This is a genomic window from Paenibacillus graminis (assembly GCF_000758705.1).
In the GTDB taxonomy this organism is placed as follows: Bacteria; Bacillota; Bacilli; order Paenibacillales; family Paenibacillaceae; genus Paenibacillus_AQ; species Paenibacillus_AQ graminis.
This window is the reverse complement of the sequence record NZ_CP009287.1, coordinates 1,603,133-1,623,857: the sequence shown is the minus strand read 5'-3', so window position 1 is coordinate 1,623,857 and position 20,725 is coordinate 1,603,133. Positions and strand designations below refer to the sequence as shown.

Here is a 20,725-nt window from a genome sequence, read left to right as displayed (position 1 = left end):
CAACAAAATTGATAAAGGGAGATGCACATGGTGCGCCTATTAGCCTGTACTGCTGCGATCACCATATTTTCCGCACTGATGCTGCTCACAGTGGACCGGACGATCTATAAGTCCAGCGGATGGGTTCGCGAAAAAAAATATGCCTCTGCTCTGGGCTGGAGCTGCGCGGGTGTATCCTTGCTGATCATCGTCTGGCTGATTATTCTGTTATAGCTGATCAACCAGGAGTCCTCTCCCTTACCGGCTCTCCGTAGTATTTCTTTACTGCACATGGTATATTGAGGAGTACATTATTAGAGGACGGAGAATGCTTCCATGAATATAAGAAGAAATCCCAAAGAGGGTTCCAAACGCGGCTTGAGGCCGGGAGGAAATGCCAAAGCTCAACCCAAGCGCGGTACAAAAGGCCCAAACGGCAAAACAGGCGGTACATCGGGAGCAGCACCCAAAGCACCGGCCGTTAAATCGTATACGGTGGCGGAGCCTGCCGAGCTGCTGGCTTTTTTGCTGAAGGCCCTTGTAAGCCGCGGACGCAATTCCATTAAGTCCATGCTCTCCCGCGGGCAGGTGTCGGTAAACGGCAAAGCCGTGACCAAACATAATTTCCAGCTGCATCCCGGCCAGACCGTAACCATTGATCTTGAAAAACCAATCCAGGTCAAAGAAATGATAGGACTGACCATTGTTCATGAGGACGATGATCTGATTGTGATTCAAAAGGAAGCCGGGCTGCTCTCCATCTCCACCGGCGAAGATAATGAGCTGACGGCCTACCGCCAGCTGATGGAGCATGTCCGCCAGAGCAATCCGCATAACCGTGTCTTTGTGGTGCACAGACTGGACCGCGATACTTCCGGCGTAATGATGTTTGCCAAAAGCGAACAGCTGCAGCAGACGCTGCAGAATACATGGAAAGAAACGGTGAAGGAACGCTCCTATGTGGCATTGGTGGAAGGCGTTGTCAAAAAACCGGAGGGAACCATCAGCTCCTGGCTGAAGGAAACCTCGACGCTCAAAATGTATTCCAGTCCCCATGAAGGCGACGGCCTGCATGCCGTGACCCGCTATAAGCTCATTCAGGGCAACCGCCACTTCTCTTTGCTGGAAGTACACCTTGAGACCGGACGCAAGAATCAGATCCGTGTGCATATGTCCGATATCGGCCATCCGATTGTTGGGGACAAGAAATATGGTGCGGAGACAAAAGCAGTAGGCCGGCTCGGGCTCCATGCCCGCCTGCTCTCCTTCGTACATCCAGCCTCCGGGGAACTGCTCACGTTTGAGAGTGCCATCCCCAAGACATTCCTGAAATACTCTGCACCGGCACCGTCGAATTAATCTCACTGATTCTAACAGGCGACTCCACCAGCAACATTTTTCACTATATTTGCGTCATGGTACAATATAGAGAAACGTAAGAAGGTGCGGTTTATGTTCCATCCCACTGTATTTGACAACATCAAAATTGCCTTTGAAAACCAGATTTACGATTACGATAACCTGGATGGAATTCTTACCGTGACGGACCGGGCCGATCTGCTGAACCTGGCGCTGATGTCCCGCGAATTCAGCCTGTCCTTCAAGCTGGCCGGCAGCAGAAATGTGACGTCCCAGGTGGTGCTGCTGTCATCGGTGAAGGAGCTGGGCGACGAAATTCTGGAAATGCCCGGCAGCGATCCCGGCTGCGTCCTTGTATTGCGCTTTTATATGGAAATCCAGAATGTGAACGGCCAGTGTGCAGCAGCCCAGCAGATTCTCAACTCGGTCTGGGGGCCGGATTTCCAGCCCGTTCAATCCCTCAGTTACCGGTACGGCCAGGAAGGCGACACGTACAACAACTGCATCGAGCTGAAGTTCAACAGGCAAATTACCGAAGAGCAAATGGAGGATATCCCTAATCTTCTGAAGTTTCTTTTGCAGAGTGCGGAGGAATTGGAGGACATCTATTAACGATAACGGGGTGAAGAGATCATGGGCTTCCTGCCAACCGCCAAAAGCAAACGCTGGTCCTTCTGGATTCCTGTGTATGCGCTTGTTCTCTGGCTGCTGCTGATTCTGAACCGTTTTGTTCTGCTGGACAATGATTTCAGTCCCCTTCTGCTTGCCAGGTATGCTGCACTTGCACTTGGTGCATCTATAGTGGTGAATGGCTTTGGCTGGCTGGGTGCACAGCTGGTCTGGCTGATCACTACAGCAGGAATTCTGGCCGGGCTGGGGTTTATGATGGCCTATACGTACCGGGAAATGTCCGGCTGGGAGGATCTTGCGGGCTTTCTCATGTTTGTAATGTTTGCACTGGGCGGATTTGCGGCCGGGCTGCTTGCAGAGGGCATCTTTTGGCTGATCAGACACCGGCGCCGGCGCAAGCTCTAGGATCAAATACGCGGCATCAATTCAATAGATCACCAGCATCACATAAGGAGGTGGACCCCCGTGTCCAATTCCCTTTTGACCAAAAAAGCCCTCGCCCATTCGCTGAAGACTCTGATGGAACATGTACCGCTGAATAAAATTTCAGTCAAACATCTGGTGGACGATTGCGGGCTCAACCGTCAGACGTTCTATTATCATTTCCAGGATATTTTTGAGCTGCTCGGCTGGATTTACCAGACGGAAGCCGTGGAGAGCATCGCCCCGTACCGCAGCTATAATACGTGGACGGACGGGTTTTACCGGATTTTTTGCTACATCGAAGCCAACAAGGCCTTTTGCTGCAATACGCTGGACTCCCTGGGCAGGACGCATCTGGATGCGTATCTGTATGAAGTAACGAACGACCTCATCATGGGTGTGATTCAAGAGCTTGCCGGAGAGATGGAGGTTGACATCGAGGATAAGCGGTTTATCGCCAACTTTTATACGCTTGCTTTTACGGGGCTTGTGATCCAGTGGATGCGCGGCGGCATGAAGGATGATCCGAAGATGATTATCAGTAAGCTCAGTGTGCTGATTGAAGGAAATTTTGCCAAAGCGCTGCATCAATACAAGAAAAAGCTGTCGTAACCGTTTCTGGTCCGGCGGCTTTTTCCGCTTCTCCGGCCTTCAATAGTTGTCGGAAAACCTTACACTTTGCTCCAAGTGACCAAAATTCATACACTCGCCGACTATTGGCCATACCCTGTGCGCCAGCCTTGGTTTACATTAGGGACAGCAACATCAAACAGCAACCCTATGGAGGCGACACGCAGTGAAAAAAGAGTACGGTAACAGCCAGGTTTATTTTGTCGGCGGCGGTATTGCATCCCTTGCAGGTGCAGCCTATCTCGTCAGAGACTGTGACTTTCCCGGACAGAACATTCACATTATTGAAGAAATGAAGATCCTCGGCGGCAGCAATGACGGCGCGGGCAGCGGTGAACAAGGTTATGTCATCCGGGGCGGCCGGATGCTGAACGATGAAGCTTACGAGAACCTTTGGGAGCTGCTGAGCACCATTCCTTCAATCGACCATCCGGGGCAATCGGTGCGTGAGGAGATTACAGCCTTTGATGATGCCAATCCCACACATGCCAATGCCCGCCTGATCAACAAAAACGGTGAAGTCGAAGACGTGCTGTCGATGGGCTTCGATATGGCAGACCGTCTGGCCATGGGCAAGCTGATTATCACTCCTGAAGACAAAATGGGCAAAGCGCGGATCAATGACTGGTTCGCTCCTCACTTTTTCCAGACGAATTTCTGGTACATGTGGGCAACGACGTTTGCCTTCCAGCCTTGGCACAGTGCGGTTGAATTCAAAAGATACATGCTCCGCTTTATACATGAATTTCCGCGCATTCAAACGCTTGAGGGGGTTACCCGTACCCCCTATAACCAATATGATTCGATTATTCTGCCGCTGCACAAATATCTGGAGCCTTTCGGCGTAGATTTCACTCTGAAATGCACCGTCACCGACCTGGATTTCAAAGACGGCGACGGCATTACAGTTACGAAGATGCATGTGCTGCGGCAGGGCGTTCCCGATGTCATTGAGATTGCGGAAGGGGACCGCGTGATCGTTACGAACGGCTCCATGACCGAAGGCTCCAGCCTCGGTTCGATGACAACCGCTCCGCGCCTGAACGGCAAGGGCAGCTCCTGGAAGCTGTGGGAGAATATTGCCGCCAAAAAACCGGGTCTGGGCAATCCTTCCTCTTTTGATGACCATGTGGACGGCTCGAAGTGGGAATCCTTCACCGTAACCTTCCAGGACTCGGCATTCTTTGATCTTATGGAAAAATTCACGCGCAACCGGGCCGGTACAGGCGCGCTTGTAACCTTCAAGGATTCCAGCTGGTTCATGTCTGTGGTGCTGGCCTTCCAGCCGCATTTCCGCAATCAGCCGGAGCATGTCAAGGTCTTCTGGGGTTATGGGCTGTATCCCGACAAGGTCGGCGATTTCGTGAAGAAAAGAATGTGCGACTGTACCGGGGAAGAAATTATGCAGGAGCTGATCGGCCACCTTCATTTCGAAGCGCATAAGGAAGAGATCATGGCTACCGCCAACTGTATCCCTTGCATGATGCCTTACATTACCGCCCAGTTCATGCCGAGACTGAACAGCGACCGGCCGAAGGTGGTTCCCGAAGGCTCCACCAACCTGGCTTTTATCAGTCAATTCTGCGAAATCCCGGATGATGTCGTGTTCACCGAGGAATATTCCGTCCGTGCAGCCAGAATTGCCGTGTACACGCTGATGGGTGTAAACCGCCCTGTGGAACCCATCAAGCAGTATCAATATGATGTACGGACGTTGTTCTCAAGCTTTGTGACTTCTTTCAGATAACCTTTGGCATTTGAAAAAGCCCCCTGCCTTCCGGCAGGGGGCTTTAGTGAGCTGCATTCAGGCTGCGCCATCAGCCATGGGCCCGGCAGACTCTCCAGGCCGGGCTTCTGCCCATCAGATGCTGCAGGAGCCGTCATCGCAGCCTTCGGCATCCGGAGCTTTGGACTGAGGTTGTCCAATCACCTGAAGCTCAGGTGCATTCTTCTCTTCAGCCCAGACGGTATCCAGCACCTCGGAGAAGACCGGACCCGGCTGAGCACCCGATACGGCATACTTATTATTGAATACGAAGAACGGTACACCTGTAATATTCAAGCGCTCTCCTTCCGCAATATCGGCATTCACCGCATCTGCAAAGGCATCTGTTTCCAGCATCGCCGCAGCTTCTGCTTTATCCAGACCAACCTCGCCAGCCAGGGAAGCCAGCTCTTGGCGGTCCGCCAGATTGTGTCCATCGGTAAAATAAGCACCCAGCAGCCGCTCGGACATCTCAGCACCTTTGCCTTTGGCGGCAGCATAGTGAGCCAGACGGTGGCTGTCAAAAGTATTCGTATGCTGCACGGCATCAAAGTTGAACTCCAGGCCAACGCCTTTAGCCTGCTCTGCCAGTTGGGCGTTCGTGGCTATCGCCTTCTCACGGGTCATACCGTATTTGGCAGCCAGCATGTCATACACATCCTGGGTGGCCTGCACCGGTGCACTCGGATCGAGCTGGAAACTGCGGAAGACAACTTCTACTTTGTTTTGTCCTTCGAACTGGCTCAGCGCGTGCTCCAGCCGTCTTTTGCCGATATAGCAAAATGGACAGGCATTGTCGGACCATACATCTATTCTCATGGGGATTCCTCCTGAATCTTAGTAACTAAATTTTTCTTACTTACAATTGTATAGTTAAAAACCGAAAATTACAAGTATCTTTCGGCTATCTGCACGAACGGTTTACACAGGAGTGCCCAGCTCCGGTGCCAGGCTGTCGCCGCCAAAGGGGGCCGCCGAAGGGTCAACCCCTAAGCTTTCCTGCAGCAGATTATACAGACGCGCCCCGATAATCTCCTCCGAGTAGTCTGAACGGACGATCCGAAGGGCTGCTTCCCCCATCTCCGTGCGCAGCTCCGGATTTCCGAGCAAGGTATCCAGTGATGCCGCCAGCGCGGACGGGTCCAGCCCTTCCGCGAGCAGACCGCTGACCCCATGCTGCACCAGCCCGCGTACCCCCATCACATTAAAGGCAACCGTCGGCAGCCCGCAGGCACCGGCTTCCAGGATGACCAGCGGCAGCCCTTCATACCGTGAAGGCAGCACGAACAGTTCGGAAATACTGTAGTAGCTGGCCAGAATATCCTTGTTGCGGATCGTGCCGAGGAGAATAATGCGGTCCTCCAGATTCTTTTCCTTAATCAGCGCCCTTAAGCTCTGCTCATCCGGCCCGCCGCCGGCGATCAGTACCTTCAGGTCGGGAATATGCCTGAGCTGCTCCACAGCTTGAACCAGCAGGGAATGGCCCTTCTGATATTCAAATAAACGGCCCACCGTGATCAAATACCTGTTCTCCGGGTCCAGCCCAAGCGCCGCCAGCGCCTGCTCCCTGTCCCGCTTGTAAAAAATCGCTGAATTCACAAAGTTGGGCAGCAGCCGGATCCGTTCCGCGATATGCGGGAAATGGCTAACCATGCTGTTCTGCTCATCCTCGTTAAGCGTTGTCAAAAAGGAAGCTTTGTGCAGCGTATGCTTCTTAATGGGCAATATCCATTTATGTATGCTGCCCCCGTGATATGCGGCAATGATTGGAATGTTCAGCTCCTTGGCCGTTGAAGCCAGACGTTCAAAACGTCCGGATGCATATTCCTGGGCATAAATCAGGCTGATCCCGTCCTCGCGCAAAATTCCGGCCAGATCCTTTTGAATGGTGGATATATATTGGGAGATAAATTTGCCGATGGGTGTCCGGTGGGAGAGCGGGATCAGGCAATACGATTTATAGAGTCTGCCCACAGGAATGAATTTAATGGTGCAATCCACAATGCCATGCTGATAAGTGCGGACCTCATCGCCCACCCGGGTGAAATTGTAAATGGTGGTGCGGATGCCTTTGGTATGTAAAAGACGCGCATAATCGAAAGAAAAATCGTTATGATACGAACTTACATATTCCTCTTCACTGAGACCCAGGCCTTTTACGAAGAAATCTTCAAAGTAATTAGTATGCATAAAGATCCCGACATGCATAACGTCTCCTCCTTAAAGTTTGATAGCCTAAGCTTCCTGAATCCGCTTCGCAAAACTGGCACCGGAAGCATATAGCTAAGCTTTGTCCAAATAGTTCGTATTACTCAAAATGAACTGCAACTAATTTCCTATTTATTATAATCGCAAATGCTATAAAAAAAAGTAAACGAAAGTGGTATATACGTCCTACCTGAAGGGGGGTAAACTTAGAGCAACAAGAAATTCCGGTGCATTATATTATTCTATTATGATAAAGCGGACGACGAGGGCGTCCCGGAAGGAGTCAGCGGCATGCATGATGTGTCTATCGTAATTCCCACGCGCAACCGGATCAAAGATCTTACGCTGTGCATTGAATCTATCGGCAGGCAGACCGATCTTGAGGATGTCTCGATTGAGCTGCTGATTGTGGACGACGGTGATATTGAGGAGCAGGTACTGGAGTATTTCCGCAAAGTCCTCAACCGGATGCCTCAGGCGGAGCTGCGTTATTACCGCAAAACCAAGCCCGGTGTCTGGCTCTCCCGGTATGAGGCACTGGGACTGATCGATGGAGACATTCTGCTCAGCTTCGACGACGATGCCGAACTGGACGATCCGCTGTACATCCGCCGGATGCTGGATACCTACGCGGCGGACAAGTCAATCGTCGGGGTCGGAGGCATAGCCAAAGGCATGTCCAGCAGCAGATCCGGCAAGCTGCTCGGTATGCTGACCTGCCAAATGTCGGCTTCGCCAGGCCGATTGTCGGCCAGCACACTTGCAGGCTCTCTGCTGCTCTGGGGAGAGACACAGGATACCTTTGAAACGGATTTTTTCCATGGCTGCAATATGTCGTTCCGTGCTTCGGCGCTGAAGGACATGAAGCCTTATCCCTGGATGACCAGCTATGCAGTGGCTGACGATATTTATATGTGCCATCTGGCCAGCAAATACGGCAAGCTCGTGATCAATCCGGATATGAAGATTACCCACCACGAGTCTCCTAGCTCCCGCGACAAGGCGGGCCGGGTCGCGCGGGCCACAGCCGTCAACCATTATTATCTGCTGAATCTGCGTAAAGCCCCGGTGAAAAATTACGCAGCCCTGCTGTGGACCTTGACCTATCTAACCGGCAAATCGACATTGAAGCGCAACTTCAATGCCGTTTCAGGCTACCTCAGCGGCATACTCTTCGTACTGAACCCCCGCAAAAACAAGTACCGTGAGTATATGCTGGACTAGGCACGAGCCAGCTTGATGAACCAGTTAAGCATGAGGTAGTTTAGCATGGCTAGTTAAGCATGAATCGGTTATGCATAAACCAGCTATGCATAAACCAGCTATGCATGTACCAGCTGTGCATGTGCTGCTACGCAGGAGTCAGCTTTGCATGTAACAGCTATGCCGAAATTAGTTAAATAGGAGCCAGCTATCCATGAACTTGGTTACCCTGGACCTAACGGCTATGCCGTCCTTTATTGGATAGGGTAGCCGTTTTGAATTTATGTTTGTGAGTGCCCGGCAGCAAGCCCAAGTGGAAAAAGTAAACTTATATCTCCTGCATTCCCCTATTCCTGAGGTGTTAGATGGAAAATGGACAACTAATCCGGCTGATTCCCGGCAACACAGGGAAATTCGCTCAAATTAACTTTACTTTTTCCCACCATTCCCTCTGCAGAGAGCTTTTGCGCTGATTTAAGTGAACTAATTCCACTTCACCTCCCTGCAACTCTCGCGGACATTCCCCTCCCTCCTTGCGGCCAGCTTTTACATGCCATACCTGCAGTAGAATAAAATCATAATTACCTGAACAACAAGAATAAAAAGGCAAAAAACTCCCGTTCCCCTTAGGAGGGCTGCTGAAAAGCCAGTTTTTCAGCGGCCTCCCTCTCAGGGGCGGAAGTTTCCATACTTATGTGTGAAGTTTTATTCCGCTTTCCCTTCGGGGCGGGAGTTTTCGTAATATAGCTGACATTTCGTTCAGTTCCGCCTTAAGAGCGGGACTCTTGCGGTATGCCTGATCTTTCGCTCAGCCTCCGCCTAGCGAAGCTGACCCTTCACATATCCTTGCTTCACCAAGGGTTGCCTTAGACCGCAAGCTCTTTAGAAGCCGCTGCAGTGCGCTTGTTCTGGCGCGCAAAGTACAGGAAAGTGAGCGCCAGGAAGATCACAGCGTAAACCAGCAAGTAGACGATTTGCACTCTCATCAAGGCGTAGTCTCCGCTGCCGATAATTGCCTTGTAGCCGGCGATACTGTGCGTCATTGGCAGCCAAGGATTCACCTTCTGCATCCAGCCTGGCAGCATTTCCAGGGGGAAGGTGCCGGCGCTGGAAGTCAGCTGGAAGATCATCAATACAATCGCCAGGAAGCGTCCCGGATTATCCAGCCACGTAACCAGTGCCTGAACAATCATCGTGAAGCAGAAGCTGACGATAAGCGTGAACAGGAAGAAGAGCGGGGCACTCTGAACCTCCAGCTTCAGGCCATATAACAAAACAATATCGGCAAGTACTGATTGGAGTATACTGACCATCACGAATGTAAGTGTCCGGCTCAGAAATCTTCCCATCGGCGAAGCGCCCGGCACATTCGAATCGCGCAGAGAGAATACAGTACTGAACACCAACGCTCCCACGAACAGGGCAAGCGATAAGAAATACGGCGTGATTCCCAGTCCATAGTGATCCAGCTTATGATCTGTCTTCTCTGTGAGCTTGACCGGCTCGGCGAACATGTTCACCGTATCATCTCCGGACTTCACGCTGGAAGTGTCCGCTGCGGCGTCGGTCAGCTTCGCCGCAAGCTCACCGCTTCCGCTGGCCAGCTTGCCCGCGCCGTCCTTGAGCTCTCCTGCGCCATCCTTCAGCTTGACCGCTCCTTCCGAGAGGCCGTCTACGCCTCCCGCAAGCTTGGTCAGCCCTTGCCCCAGCTGAACGGCGCCTTTGTTCAGCGCCGCAGCCCCGGCAGCCAGCTTGCTTCCGCCCGCGCTGGCCTCATTCAGCTTCTGGCCGAAGGCCTGCAGCCCTGTGGCCAGCTGGGAGCCGCCGTCGCTTAGCTGCTTGGCGCCTGCAGCCAATTGCTGCTGTCCTGCGTCCAGCTTCGTACTGCCGGCCAGCAGCTGCTCCTGGCCGGTGTGCAGCTGCTGGCTGCCTGCGGCAACCTGCCGGCTTGCAGCCAGCAGCTGCTGGAACTGCTCATTCTCCTGCAGGCCGGGCGTTGCCGCCATCATCTGCTCCAGCCCCTTGGCCACCTGATCCGCACCGGCGGCAAGCTGGCTGCTGGCCGCTTCCGACGCGGTCAGTCCCTCCTTCAGCTGGCTGCTGCCCGTCTTCGAGGCCAGCAGCCCTTCGTTCAGCTGTGCCGCGCCATTTTGCGACTTCACAGCACCAGCCTGGAGCTGCCGCTCAGCCTGAACCAGCTGGCTTAATCCGCTGGCCAAGTCTGTCGTTCCCTGCGTAAGTGTACCTGTGCCTTGCTTCAGGCTGCCCGCGCCATTATACAGCAGCTTCAGACCGCTTTGCAGCTCGGTTGTCCCGCTCGCCAGCTTATTCAGGTTGGTCTTCAGCGTGGACAGCCCGCCCTGCAGCTTGCCCGCTCCAGCCTTGAGCTCCGTTGCACCGTCGCCTGCATCTCCAAGACCTTCCGAGATCGTGTCAACCTGCTCGAACATGCTGCGGGTATAGGCTGCTGTAATCTGGGTGGACAGCTTCGCCTTCAGCTTGCTCATCGCACTGTTGCCGATTTGCCCGGCGACAAAGTTATAGTCACTGTTCGGCTCGAACACAATCTCAGCCTGCACCGGATGCTCCTCAGTCAGTGTTGTCGCATTTGCGGAAAAGTTGGCGGGAATCGTAATGGTCATATAATAACGGTTATGCGCCATGCCATCCTCGGCTTCGGCCGCATTCACGAAATTCCACTTGAAGTCGTCGTTGTCCTTCAGCTCATCCACGAAGTCCTTCCCCACTTCCATGGATTTGCCTTCATAGACAGCTCCCTTATCCAGATTAACAACAGCAACAGGCAGCTTGCCCGTATTGCCGTAAGGGTCCCAGGAGGCATCCACCAAAAAGCTGCTGTACAGCATCGGCAACGCCGCAACACCCAGTAAAGTGAGCACAAGCATGGGCTTGGTCAACAGTATTTTCATATCCTTCAGAAACACAGTAATAGCTTTCATTGCCGGCACCTTCTATCTCTTGTTTGTAAATTCGTGAAAATTTTCATAATCAATCATAACAGCTGGAAAAAAATAGCCCTTACAGGCTGTGTGGCTTGGCTTTTAGACCAGTATGCCATTTGAAATAAACAAAATCATATGCTCTTTGATCCGGTTTTTGTCCAGGGGCTCATGTCCCTTGTTCCATTCCGTGGTCAAAGCCAAGTATAGCCGGAAAATCATAAACGCTGCCACACTGGCATCACAAGGCTTCACTTCCCCGCGCTCCATCGCCTGCTCAATCTGCCGCCGCAGGAAATCCAGCGCATATTCCTCCATCCGTTTAACTCCTTCAAGCGCCTGCACCGTACCGATATCGCGCACTTCCTGAGCCAGCTTGACGAACAGCTCATGATCGGAGCGGAATTCCAGAATGGAGTCGAGCAGATTGAACAGCTTCTGAATAAAGGTGTGATCCTCGGACGCCAAACGGCTCATGACCGAAGTCAGCTCCTGGGAGGCCTTGTCCAGAATTTCTTCAAACAGCTCTTCCTTGGTTTTGAAAAAAGTATAAATCGTACCTTTGCCTACATTAGCGATCTTGGACACTTGATCCATAGTCGTGGCTTTATAGCCAAACTGTACAAAGGATTTGGTCGCCGCCTGCAGTATTAATGCTTTGCGGTCGATGGACATGGTTCAAGCTCCTTTCCTTCCTAAACAGTCAAAAATTGACTAAATTTTATTTTTGGTCAGCCGGTCATAAATCAATTTAACATGTCTGCGCGGATATGACAACAATTTTAAGTAAATTTCTGCCTCATGCTGAACCGCACTTATTTTCTTATGCCCAAAATGTCTTGAAATAAGTATCCATTGCCTGCTTATCTGGGGTATTATAGTAAGGATGTGATCAAGAAACTAACTTTATGGATGGTGGAACATGCTCAAGAACACAAGATCGACACTTCTCCTCGCCGTTTTCGTCGTTATCCTCGCTCTGTCTGTCACAGCCTGCGGCAGCAACAAGGACAAGAACAGCAGTCCGGAAGAGACCGCTGGCGGCGCCAAGGTATCCACGGATGGCGGAACGAAGTCCCTGGAGCAGACGTTTTATATTTATGATACCGTTGTGAATATCAAAGTTTTCGGCGACAAGGCCGAGCAGAAAAATATGGATGACATCCAGCAGATGCTGGAGCGCATGGATAAAGAGTTCAGCCGCACCAAGGAAGACGGGGAGTTGTATGCGGTAAATAAGGCTGCCGGCAAAGAGGCCGTTGCTGTCTCCGATGAAACGCTGGATATTGTTAAGCAGTCGCTGAAATACGCCGAGGAAATGGACGGGCTGTTCGACCCGACAATTGGCCCGCTTGTGGATCTGTGGAATATCGGCAGCGGCGGAGAATCGGTTCCTCCTCAGGCGGAGATCGACAAAGCCAAGGCCTTGACCAATTATAAGGATGTTATTGTGGATGAGGCTGCGAAGACCGTCAAGCTGGCCAAAGAAGGCATGGTGCTGGATATGGGCGGGATCGGCAAAGGGTATGCAGCCGACCGCATTGCCGATTATTTGAAAGAGCAGGGGCTGGACAGCGCAATGATCAACCTTGGGGGCAGCAGTATTATTGCGCTTGGGAACAAGCCTAACGGATCGCCCTGGAACATCGGCCTGCAGGACCCGGACCAAAGCCGCGGCACCCAACTGGGAACAATCAAAATTTCGGATGAGGTGATTGATGCCTCCGGTGTGTATGAACGGTTCTTCATGCAGGACGGTGTGCGTTACCACCACATTCTTGACCCGCGCACAGGATTTCCATCCCAGAACGGGCTGAAAAGCATCACCATTATGAGCCCCAACGCAACCGATGCGGATGCCCTGTCTACCGGAGTGTTCCTTATGGGCCTGGAGGATGGCATGAAATACCTTGAATCGCTGCCGGAGAAGGTGGACGCCTTCTTTATCACGGACGACAACAAGATCTATGCAACCTCCGATTTGAAAAAAAGACTGCAGCTCACCGACCCGACCTATACTTTTGCCAATTAAACAGCTGCTTCTGTGGAGCGCCTGCTGAGAGGCTGTCCCATAAGCAGATTTTCTAGTGGCGGAGACAAGCCCTCTATCTTCTCAAAAACTTACAACGTCAAAAGAGCAGCGATTCTCCCGTTATTGGAGAATCGCTGCTCTGCGTTAATGAAAAAATCCGGAGAGTTCACCCCCCATATCTTTTAAATCAAAGGAAGCTCACTGAATTCACGGTAGCTGGCGAAGATGTAACTCGGCTTATGCTCCGTTCCCGGCTGTCTGCCCCGTGGATTGTACCAGCACACCTTCCAGCCTGCATCAAGCGCTCCGACAACATCATTGTCCCACGTATCCCCTATGTAGAGCGAGTGCTCGGCCGTTGTCCCGGTCATCCGGTTCACATAAGCAAAGATTGCCGGGTCCGGCTTGGCCAGTCCAACCGCATCCGAGATAAAAATCATCTCTTCAGGGATCAGCCTGTCGACGCCCAGTCCGCGCAGCTTGCTCATCTGATGGTCCTGAGGACCATTCGTAATGATCCCTACCTTATGTCCCAGGGAAATAAAACGCTGAAGCTGTTCAGCGACCCCTTCGATCATCTCAATGCTGTACTGGCGGCCGATGTATGCTGCCTGCACCTTGGACGCCTGCTCACGGTCCAGTTCCAGACCATATTCTGCAAAAGCCAGCTCCAGCCGCCGTACACGCGTTTCTTCAAGCTCAAGTTCGCCGCGCAGATACTTCGGCCAGAGCAGATCACTGTGATGCCTTACCTTGTAGAAGAGATCCGCATAATTCAAATGGTCCTCATCCGGCCTCAGCACCTCGCGTACCGCTTCCCGGAAAGGGATCAGATGGTCGTACAGCGTATCATCCAGATCAAAAAATATAGCTAGCTTATCATTGCTGTTATCCACATTCACGCACCTAACTTTCTTTTCCATAAAACAAATGATAGTTCATCAAGCAACAGATCCGCTTCTATTCCCTGGAATCGTAGAAAATATGGCGTGCGCTGATCTTGCCCTCCTCAATATCCATGAGGCCGAACGAATACTGCTTCTCCCGCCGCTTATCCGTAGGTGAGCCGGGATTGAACAGCAGAATATCCCCCTCCTGCCGCAGCAGCGGCTGGTGGGAATGGCCAAACAGGATGCAGTCCACCTTCTCGCCTTCAAAAGCGAGCAGCGCGTTCCCGTCGGTTCCCTTGCGGGAGTAAGGCGCGTGTCCATGAATCATTCCGATCCGCACACCTTCCAGCGTGACGATCTTGCGCTCTCCCAGCCGCCGGATAATCTCAGCCCCGTCGTTATTGCCGGCAATTCCTTCCACGGGGGCCAGCTCTGCCAGCAGATCATAGATCTCCAGCGATACCCAATCACCCAGATGCAGAATCATATCCACCTTGCTGAATTCCTCCATAAGCACAGAGGGCAGCCCTTTGGCCCTGCTTGAGAGATGCGTATCCGATACCACTCCTACCTTCATTTGCTTCAACTCCTAATCTGCATAATCGTGAACCTCTACCGCAGCTTTGCGAATACTAATTTTCAGATAATTGTACGATTTGCAGGGGGCAGAAGCAAGTAAAGGCAGCTTCGCACGGACTTTCCGGGCTATCCCGTCTCCTAATTTCACTTATTCATTTCCCCCTGTCCTGCATTTCCACAACCGTACCTCTCCGATCCGGATCACTTAGCTGCTTTAGATTTCAATTTAGCGTTTGCCTGGAGGACCCTTCATGAATCCAGCGGCAATTTCAAGTGGAAAAAGGATCACTAATTGGCCCCAGCACACCGATCTCCGCAGCCTAAGTTGGAAAAAGGATCACTAATTCAGCTCATTTCGCCCCGGAGTGAGTAAAATCACCCAATTAAGTTTCCTTTTTCCACCTCGTTCTTCTATTCGCTGATTTGGAGGGGAAATAAGGGTGAAATCGCTAAATTCATGTCCACTTATCCCCAACTTCATAAACATTATATTCCATAAGTGTAATTAATCACAATTTCCTAACCCTAAAAAAAAGGAGCCCACGGGCTCCCATCACAGGCATACTATTATTAGATCATTGCCACTTAGTAAAATCCAATGGCCGAAGAAGCGTCCTTCATCCATTCCCGCTTGCGCCCCTTGTCCAGCTCACTCCGCATTCCGCGGACAAGTGCCTCGACATCGGCCCGGCCATTCTCATGCCATTCCAGAGCGGCGCTGACGTAGAGCTCACCGAGCTGGGTCAGGGAGAAATCTGCAGTCAGACGCGCGGCGGCGGCAACGCCCTCTTCTCCGGCAAAAGCCGTGAAGCCGCGCAGCTTCAGATACTCCAGCCGCAGCTCCTCATCCGGCATCTTAATTTCATACGCACGGTCAAAACGTCCTGCGCGGTTCATGAGGCCGGGGTCTATTTTCTCCGGATAGTTGGTCGTTCCGATTAGAAAAATCCCTTCCTTGGAGGTGGCCCCGTCCAGCGTATTCAGGAAAAAGGATCTGACCTCCTGCGGCATGGAATCGATATCCTCGATCACCAGCACCATCGGCGCCAGCCGGGCGGCGGCCTCGAACACCTCATTCACCGATTCACTGCTCGTGTATTCGGTAATCTGCCAATAGACGACCGGACCGGGCACGCTCCCGGCGATGGACTTGACCAGTGTGGTCTTGCCGTTGCCGGGGTGGCCGTAGAGCAGAATTCCTCTTTTGTAGGGAATGTCATAGGTAACATAAAAGCTGCGGTCCGAATCGAAGAATTGGTCGAGCGAGCGGTAAATCTCTTTTTTGATCCCCGCTTCCAGCACGACAGCCTCGCGTCCAACCGAACGTGTTATCGGCTCATCCTCACGGAAGATACCATTGCGTCTGTCGGTGAACACCGTCACCTTGTTGATATTCTGCTCCCGCTGCCGCTTGCGTACATTGCCCAGAAACCCTTGCAGCTGCTCGTCAGAAGCAGCGAAAACATAGTCCTGAAAGTTGATGCCGTTCTCCTGGAATACAGGAACCCGCGCCAGAGCCACTCCCATCCCCGGATAAGCCAGCACATTGTTGCGGATCGACAAATGGATGCTGTATTCCGGCTGCTCCTTGTCATCGTCATACACAAACGTCCGGTCCTCCAGACGGTCGAAAATCCGCGCCACATGCTCCACACCGGGATGTCCGCTCTGCACATCATTCTCCAGCAGCTTCCAGTATTCACTGTTCGGATCGTCACTGGCATACAGCTCGTAGCGGACGCCATACCGGGTGTGCAAAGCTTCAAGAATTCCATCCACCAGGCGTGCATAGGCATCGTAGCCCTTGATCATGCCCGTGGCGTTTTCGTCGTATTTGTAAATTACAGTATGCTTCTTGTTCTCTTTCTCCATTGTTACTTGGTCCCCTTTATCGCTGCGAGCGGCTTGCATTTGGCCACGACAGCAGCCAGTCCGGCGCCCGTAACGCTCTCTATGATCTCATCTACATTCTTATAGGCCTGAGGCGATTCGTCAATGATAGATTCGAGGGAATGCTGATTGACGACAATCTCATCCTCCCGGCCAACCCTCAGCGACTTGGAAAAATCATTGACCGACACCAGCCGCTTCTTGGCGGAACGAGAACGGATACGGCCGGCGCCATGACAGATGGAATAATAATTCTCTTCCCCTCCGGGCTGGCCGACCATGATGTAGGAGGCCGTACCCATGGAGCCCGGAATCAGCGCCGGATGTCCGGTAGCGGCATAAGGCCGGGGATTATCCGGATGCCCGGCTGGCAGCGCCCGGGTTGCCCCTTTGCGGTGCACGAACTTGGTCCCGGCAGCCGTCTGCTCTTGCCAGGCATAGTTGTGCATCAAGTCGTAGAGGGTCCGCAGCTCGCATTTCGGTCCGAACACATCGCGGAACCCTTCGCGGACCGCGTAGGCGATCAGGTGGCGGTTCACCACCGCATAATTCAGCGCCGAGTACATCAGGTTGACATAGCGCCGGGCCTGTGGATGCGCAAGCGGAGCATAGATCAGGCGCGGATCGGCGCTGCCCAGGCCCAGCTGGCCCATCACCTTGGCGAAAGCCGGTGTGCAGAACTGGTTGACCATGCCTCCCCAGGCCCGGGAGCCGGAGTGAATCATTACCGCAATCTGCCCGTCCCGCAGTCCCCAGGCTTCAGCCAGCTCACGCTGCTCTTCCGCAATTTCAATCTCCTGAATTTCCACAAAGTGATTGCCGCCGCCCAGTGTTCCAAGCTGGCGGTGCCCCCGGTGCCAGGCCATGTCTGGCAGCTCGTTCAGAATCTCCTCGTCAAAGCTGAGCTTGCTGATTTCGACATGTGACAATGCACTCGACTTCTTTGGGGTGTAGCTGTCCGGCACATACTTGTTCGGCAATCCGTGCAGCCCCTTGCGGACGATGTTTTCCAGGCGGATATCACTGTAAGTGCCCCGCTGCTGCTGCTCCATCGGTAAATATTTCTCGATGGCGCGCACCAGCTTCCGGCGCAGCTTCACTTCACGCAGATCGTCCTTGTGGAGTGTAGTCAGATGCACGCGCATGCCGCAGCCTATATCGCTGCCCACAATGGATGGAGACACATAGCCTTCAGCGGCATCCCATACCGCCGTAGTGCCGATGCAGGTTCCGACGCCTACATGCACATCCGGGGTATAGCTCATATATTCGATATTTGGAATTTGCAGATTGTTGTTCGCCATCTCCAGCACCTTGTAATCCAGCGCGGCAAACAACTGCTCACTGGCATACACCTTCAGATCGCCGCCCGGCAGGGCAAGCTCATGCTTATAACGGGGTACATAGCCGCCCGGTTGCTGTTCATTAAAATTCATATATTGTTCAATTCCTTTCAAAGTGTAAGCTATAAATGTATTGTAAGCATAAAATGGGTACGCAAAAAAGAACCGCAGATCATCATTCTGATCCACGGCTCTTCGCAGAGATTCCGTACATATCACCCAGTTAAGGTTAATAACACATGACCTTCGGACCCGGTCCGCACGAATTCAGCAGGCCAGGCCGATGCACATCATGTTGCCCGGACGGGGCCGATGAGATCAGATCTTCTATATGCGGTTGCAAGCTGTGTATTTCCAATCATGACCCATCGGCCTCCCTTCAATTAGATAAAACCAATAATAAACGCCAGTTCCGCTCTGTGTCAACCCTTTTATTGGAAACGCGGTTATTTAAATTTGTGCCAATCCTGGCTGCTGTTCTCCAGCAAATGGGCAAAATCGTTCTCCAAACGCTTCTGCTCCGCCTTGCGCTGGTCTTCAACTGCCTTTCTGGCGGCTTCTTTCTTCTCGTTCTCTTCAGCCTTCAGCGCGTCCGATTGCGTCTTCAGCTTTTCGAGTACATCACTGCTCAGCAGGTCCTTCAGGGTTGCCGGAGCATCCAAAGCCGCAGGGCGCGGCGCAGGGGTTGTTTTTTTCTTCTTTGCCATATTGGTCATCCTTTCGGGTCTTTCGTTGTTTTAGTCATAGGTCTTTTCGTTTATAATGTACAATAAGAGGTGAGCCTTATGAAATCTACAGATTTGTGTCCACGGTTACAAAAAAGCATGGATATCATCGGCAGACGTTGGACGGGCTTAATCATCTACCAGCTTCTCCAGGGACCGCAGCGGTTCAGTGTCATCGAAGCCGCCCTGCCGGTCAGCGGCAGACTGCTCTCCGAACGGCTCAAGGAACTTGAGCAGGAGGGGATTGTCCTCCGTGAGGTATTCCCGGAGACACCTGTCCGCATCCAATATTCTTTGACGGATAAGGGACGCGCACTGGAATCTGTGATCCGTGGCCTGCAGCAGTGGTCGGATTCATGGATTACCTCTGAAGAGTGCCAGCCTGAACCCAGCCAACCGCAATAAGCGCCGGGAACGCCGCTGATGCCGGAAGCGCATTCCTAATTGATTACAGCTTGCGGCCGATAATTACCAGATCACGCAGAACGCCGTCCATCTCAGCTACACCTGGCAGCAGGCCCCATTGTTCAAAACCAAATTTCCGCAGCAGCGACAGGCTTGGCTCATTGTGGCCAAACACAAAGCCGACCAGATTCTGCAGACCCAGGCGGGGGCATTCCTCCAGAGCTTTGGCCAGCAGCAGGCTTCCTGCCCCTGTGCCGCGGAATTTTTCATTTACATAGACACTGATTTCCGCAGTTCCGTTATAAGCCGGTCGGCCGTAAAAAGACTGGAAGCTGAACCAGGCGGCGATTTCTCCGTCTTTTTTCAGAACCCAGAGCGGCCTGTGATGACTGTTATGCTCCTGAAACCACTTCTCTCTGTCCGCAACGCTCACCGGCTCAAGATCGGCAGTCACCATCCTGCCTGCAACCGTCGAGTTATAAATATCCACAATCGCCGCCAAGTCCCCGGCTGCCGCATCTTCAATACTGTAATTCTGCGCTGTCATTCATCCATTCCTCCTGCAAATATGTGAATTTCAAACGGTGCTCCAAGGGCAGATATACTTGCAACGTATTCTGCATATTCTGTGTATTCTGCATATTCTTCCGTCATACAGTTATTGTTGAAGGCCGGTGTGTTCCAGGCTCCACTGCCATAATTGTGCCGCTGCAGCAGCATCCCGAGCCCGCGGGGACAGCTCCTGAATTTTCCGCCGGTAATAATATTCTCCGGTCACACCCCGCAGCTCCGGCGCTGCAGCCAGCCAAATGGCCGTGTCCGCCCCCTGCTCCGGAGTCAGGAAGAAAGGGGACAGCAGCTTCAAGAGCGAGCGGCCAAAACCTGTCTCGCGGTTCACCCCGATGCTTGTGCCAACTGCGCCCGGGTGCACCGCGTTCACCGTAACTTGTGTCCCCGCAGCTGTGCAGCCAGCTCCCGGGTGAACAGAATATTGGCCAGCTTGGAACGGGCGTAAACCTTCGCCGGATTATAGCCGCGGGAGAGAGTATGGTCATCCAGATGGAGCTTGCCGATCTTATAGGCACCCGAGGCAACCACTACAATCCGCCCCTGCGCAGCAGCAATCAGCCGCTCCAGCAGCAGCTTGGTCAGCAGGAAGTGACCCAGATGGTTCACGCCGAAATCCAGCTCGTATCCGTCGGTGGTGAGCTGTCTTTTGAGCGCAACGACGCCGGCATTATTGATCAGGACATCAAGCACTGGATTACTGGCCGTAAATTCCTCCGCAAAAGCGCGCACGCTATCGAATGAGGCCAAATCGCACAGCATCAGCCTGATGTTGTCCGACCCGCTCTGGCGCCTGGCTTCCGCCAGTGCTTCTTCTCCCCGCGTACGGCTGCGGCAGGCCATAATTACCGCTGCTCCCCGGCGGGCCATTTCAATGGTTGTCGCCAGCCCCATCCCGGAGTTGCCTCCGGTCACCAGCACTGTCTTCCCTACCATGAGCCATTCTCCTCTCCTCATACTGAACCGCCGGCTTCAGCCTGGCCTGGGCTTCAAAAAGCACATGTATAAGATTATGTTACATCATATCAGGGGATGAAGAAAAGCCGGTCTTACCGAACACAAAAAGACTGGCCTGGCGCAGACTCAAAATCTGCATACAGGCCAGCCTTTTAAGGGTTATCACACAGACTGTTCGCT

At 52.7% G+C, this 20,725-nt stretch carries 20 protein-coding genes and 1 pseudogene; 9 read left to right on the top strand and 12 right to left on the bottom strand.

The features are described from left to right. The first annotated feature begins 27 nt into the window (after positions 1 to 27). The 6 genes from PGRAT_RS06995 to PGRAT_RS06970 all read left to right on the top strand — a co-directional run bounded on the left by PGRAT_RS06995 (position 28) and on the right by PGRAT_RS06970 (position 4,768). Positions 28 to 213: a CLC_0170 family protein gene (locus tag PGRAT_RS06995; RefSeq protein WP_025705182.1), complete on the top strand. Its 186-nt coding sequence runs from the start codon at positions 28 to 30 to the stop codon at positions 211 to 213. Between the two features lie 102 nt (positions 214 to 315). Beyond that, positions 316 to 1,338 (top strand): RluA family pseudouridine synthase, encoded by a 1,023-nt coding sequence (locus PGRAT_RS06990; RefSeq protein ID WP_025705183.1) that lies wholly within the window; start codon positions 316 to 318, stop codon positions 1,336 to 1,338. Positions 1,339 to 1,431: 93 nt separating this feature from the next. Further along, the gene (locus PGRAT_RS06985) at positions 1,432 to 1,950 is read left to right on the top strand and encodes a hypothetical protein (RefSeq protein WP_025705184.1); all 519 of its coding nucleotides are present in this window, start codon (positions 1,432 to 1,434) and stop codon (positions 1,948 to 1,950) included. A 21-nt stretch (positions 1,951 to 1,971) separates the two neighbouring features. After that, on the top strand, positions 1,972 to 2,373 hold the full coding sequence (locus PGRAT_RS06980) for a hypothetical protein (RefSeq protein ID WP_025705185.1): 402 nt from the start codon (positions 1,972 to 1,974) through the stop codon (positions 2,371 to 2,373). A 60-nt stretch (positions 2,374 to 2,433) separates the two neighbouring features. Next, positions 2,434 to 3,003, top strand: coding sequence for a dihydroxyacetone kinase transcriptional activator DhaS (gene dhaS, locus PGRAT_RS06975; protein WP_025705186.1), 570 nt, complete (start codon positions 2,434 to 2,436; stop codon positions 3,001 to 3,003). A gap of 184 nt (positions 3,004 to 3,187) precedes the next feature. Continuing rightward, positions 3,188 to 4,768: an oleate hydratase gene (locus tag PGRAT_RS06970; RefSeq protein WP_025705187.1), complete on the top strand. Its 1,581-nt coding sequence runs from the start codon at positions 3,188 to 3,190 to the stop codon at positions 4,766 to 4,768. Between the two features lie 114 nt (positions 4,769 to 4,882). Here the strand turns inward: PGRAT_RS06970 and PGRAT_RS06965 are convergent, their stop codons facing one another. Together PGRAT_RS06965 and PGRAT_RS31490 are read right to left on the bottom strand one after the other, a co-directional pair. Continuing rightward, positions 4,883 to 5,605 carry a DsbA family oxidoreductase gene (locus PGRAT_RS06965; RefSeq protein ID WP_025705188.1) on the bottom strand — a complete coding sequence of 241 codons (723 nt, stop codon included), beginning with the start codon at positions 5,603 to 5,605 and terminating at the stop codon, positions 4,883 to 4,885. 102 nt (positions 5,606 to 5,707) lie between these two features. Further along, entirely contained in the window at positions 5,708 to 6,994 is a 1,287-nt protein-coding gene (locus PGRAT_RS31490; RefSeq protein ID WP_025705189.1) for a glycosyltransferase family 4 protein, read from the bottom strand. Between the two features lie 291 nt (positions 6,995 to 7,285). On the opposite strand from PGRAT_RS31490, the gene PGRAT_RS06955 reads away from it, so the two are divergent. Then, positions 7,286 to 8,218 (top strand): glycosyltransferase family 2 protein, encoded by a 933-nt coding sequence (locus PGRAT_RS06955; RefSeq protein ID WP_025705190.1) that lies wholly within the window; start codon positions 7,286 to 7,288, stop codon positions 8,216 to 8,218. 845 nt (positions 8,219 to 9,063) lie between these two features. On the opposite strand, the gene PGRAT_RS06950 is transcribed toward PGRAT_RS06955, so the two are convergent. After that, positions 9,064 to 11,157 carry a YhgE/Pip domain-containing protein gene (locus PGRAT_RS06950; RefSeq protein ID WP_042266253.1) on the bottom strand — a complete coding sequence of 698 codons (2,094 nt, stop codon included), beginning with the start codon at positions 11,155 to 11,157 and terminating at the stop codon, positions 9,064 to 9,066. Between the two features lie 102 nt (positions 11,158 to 11,259). Further along, positions 11,260 to 11,832, bottom strand: coding sequence for a TetR/AcrR family transcriptional regulator (locus PGRAT_RS06945; RefSeq protein ID WP_025708006.1), 573 nt, complete (start codon positions 11,830 to 11,832; stop codon positions 11,260 to 11,262). 247 nt (positions 11,833 to 12,079) lie between these two features. On the opposite strand from PGRAT_RS06945, the gene PGRAT_RS06940 reads away from it, so the two are divergent. Beyond that, positions 12,080 to 13,189, top strand: coding sequence for an FAD:protein FMN transferase (locus PGRAT_RS06940; protein WP_025708005.1), 1,110 nt, complete (start codon positions 12,080 to 12,082; stop codon positions 13,187 to 13,189). A 182-nt stretch (positions 13,190 to 13,371) separates the two neighbouring features. Here the strand turns inward: PGRAT_RS06940 and PGRAT_RS06935 are convergent, their stop codons facing one another. From PGRAT_RS06935 to PGRAT_RS06915, 6 genes are all read right to left on the bottom strand, one after another. After that, on the bottom strand, positions 13,372 to 14,085 hold the full coding sequence (locus PGRAT_RS06935) for an HAD family hydrolase (protein WP_244884051.1): 714 nt from the start codon (positions 14,083 to 14,085) through the stop codon (positions 13,372 to 13,374). 64 nt (positions 14,086 to 14,149) lie between these two features. Continuing rightward, positions 14,150 to 14,656, bottom strand: a complete 507-nt coding sequence (locus PGRAT_RS06930; protein WP_042266248.1) for a metallophosphoesterase family protein — start codon at positions 14,654 to 14,656, stop codon at positions 14,150 to 14,152. Between the two features lie 12 nt (positions 14,657 to 14,668). After that, a complete protein-coding gene (locus tag PGRAT_RS33070) occupies positions 14,669 to 14,806 on the bottom strand; it encodes a hypothetical protein (protein WP_155990291.1) in 138 nt (45 codons plus the stop codon). A gap of 437 nt (positions 14,807 to 15,243) precedes the next feature. Then, on the bottom strand, positions 15,244 to 16,530 hold the full coding sequence (locus PGRAT_RS06925) for an ATP-binding protein (RefSeq protein ID WP_025703232.1): 1,287 nt from the start codon (positions 16,528 to 16,530) through the stop codon (positions 15,244 to 15,246). A gap of 2 nt (positions 16,531 to 16,532) precedes the next feature. Further along, positions 16,533 to 17,984 (bottom strand): RtcB family protein, encoded by a 1,452-nt coding sequence (locus PGRAT_RS06920; protein WP_025703231.1) that lies wholly within the window; start codon positions 17,982 to 17,984, stop codon positions 16,533 to 16,535. Positions 17,985 to 18,337: 353 nt separating this feature from the next. After that, positions 18,338 to 18,598 (bottom strand): YqkE family protein, encoded by a 261-nt coding sequence (locus PGRAT_RS06915; RefSeq protein WP_025703230.1) that lies wholly within the window; start codon positions 18,596 to 18,598, stop codon positions 18,338 to 18,340. Positions 18,599 to 18,676: 78 nt separating this feature from the next. On the opposite strand from PGRAT_RS06915, the gene PGRAT_RS06910 reads away from it, so the two are divergent. Continuing rightward, the gene (locus PGRAT_RS06910; protein WP_025703229.1) at positions 18,677 to 19,021 is read left to right on the top strand and encodes a winged helix-turn-helix transcriptional regulator; all 345 of its coding nucleotides are present in this window, start codon (positions 18,677 to 18,679) and stop codon (positions 19,019 to 19,021) included. Between the two features lie 43 nt (positions 19,022 to 19,064). Here PGRAT_RS06910 and PGRAT_RS06905 read toward each other — a convergent pair whose 3' ends face one another. Then, positions 19,065 to 19,568, bottom strand: a complete 504-nt coding sequence (locus PGRAT_RS06905; protein ID WP_025703228.1) for a GNAT family N-acetyltransferase — start codon at positions 19,566 to 19,568, stop codon at positions 19,065 to 19,067. 111 nt (positions 19,569 to 19,679) lie between these two features. Further along, positions 19,680 to 20,524: pseudogene (locus tag PGRAT_RS31125) on the bottom strand (SDR family oxidoreductase). Positions 20,525 to 20,725 lie beyond the last annotated feature (201 nt).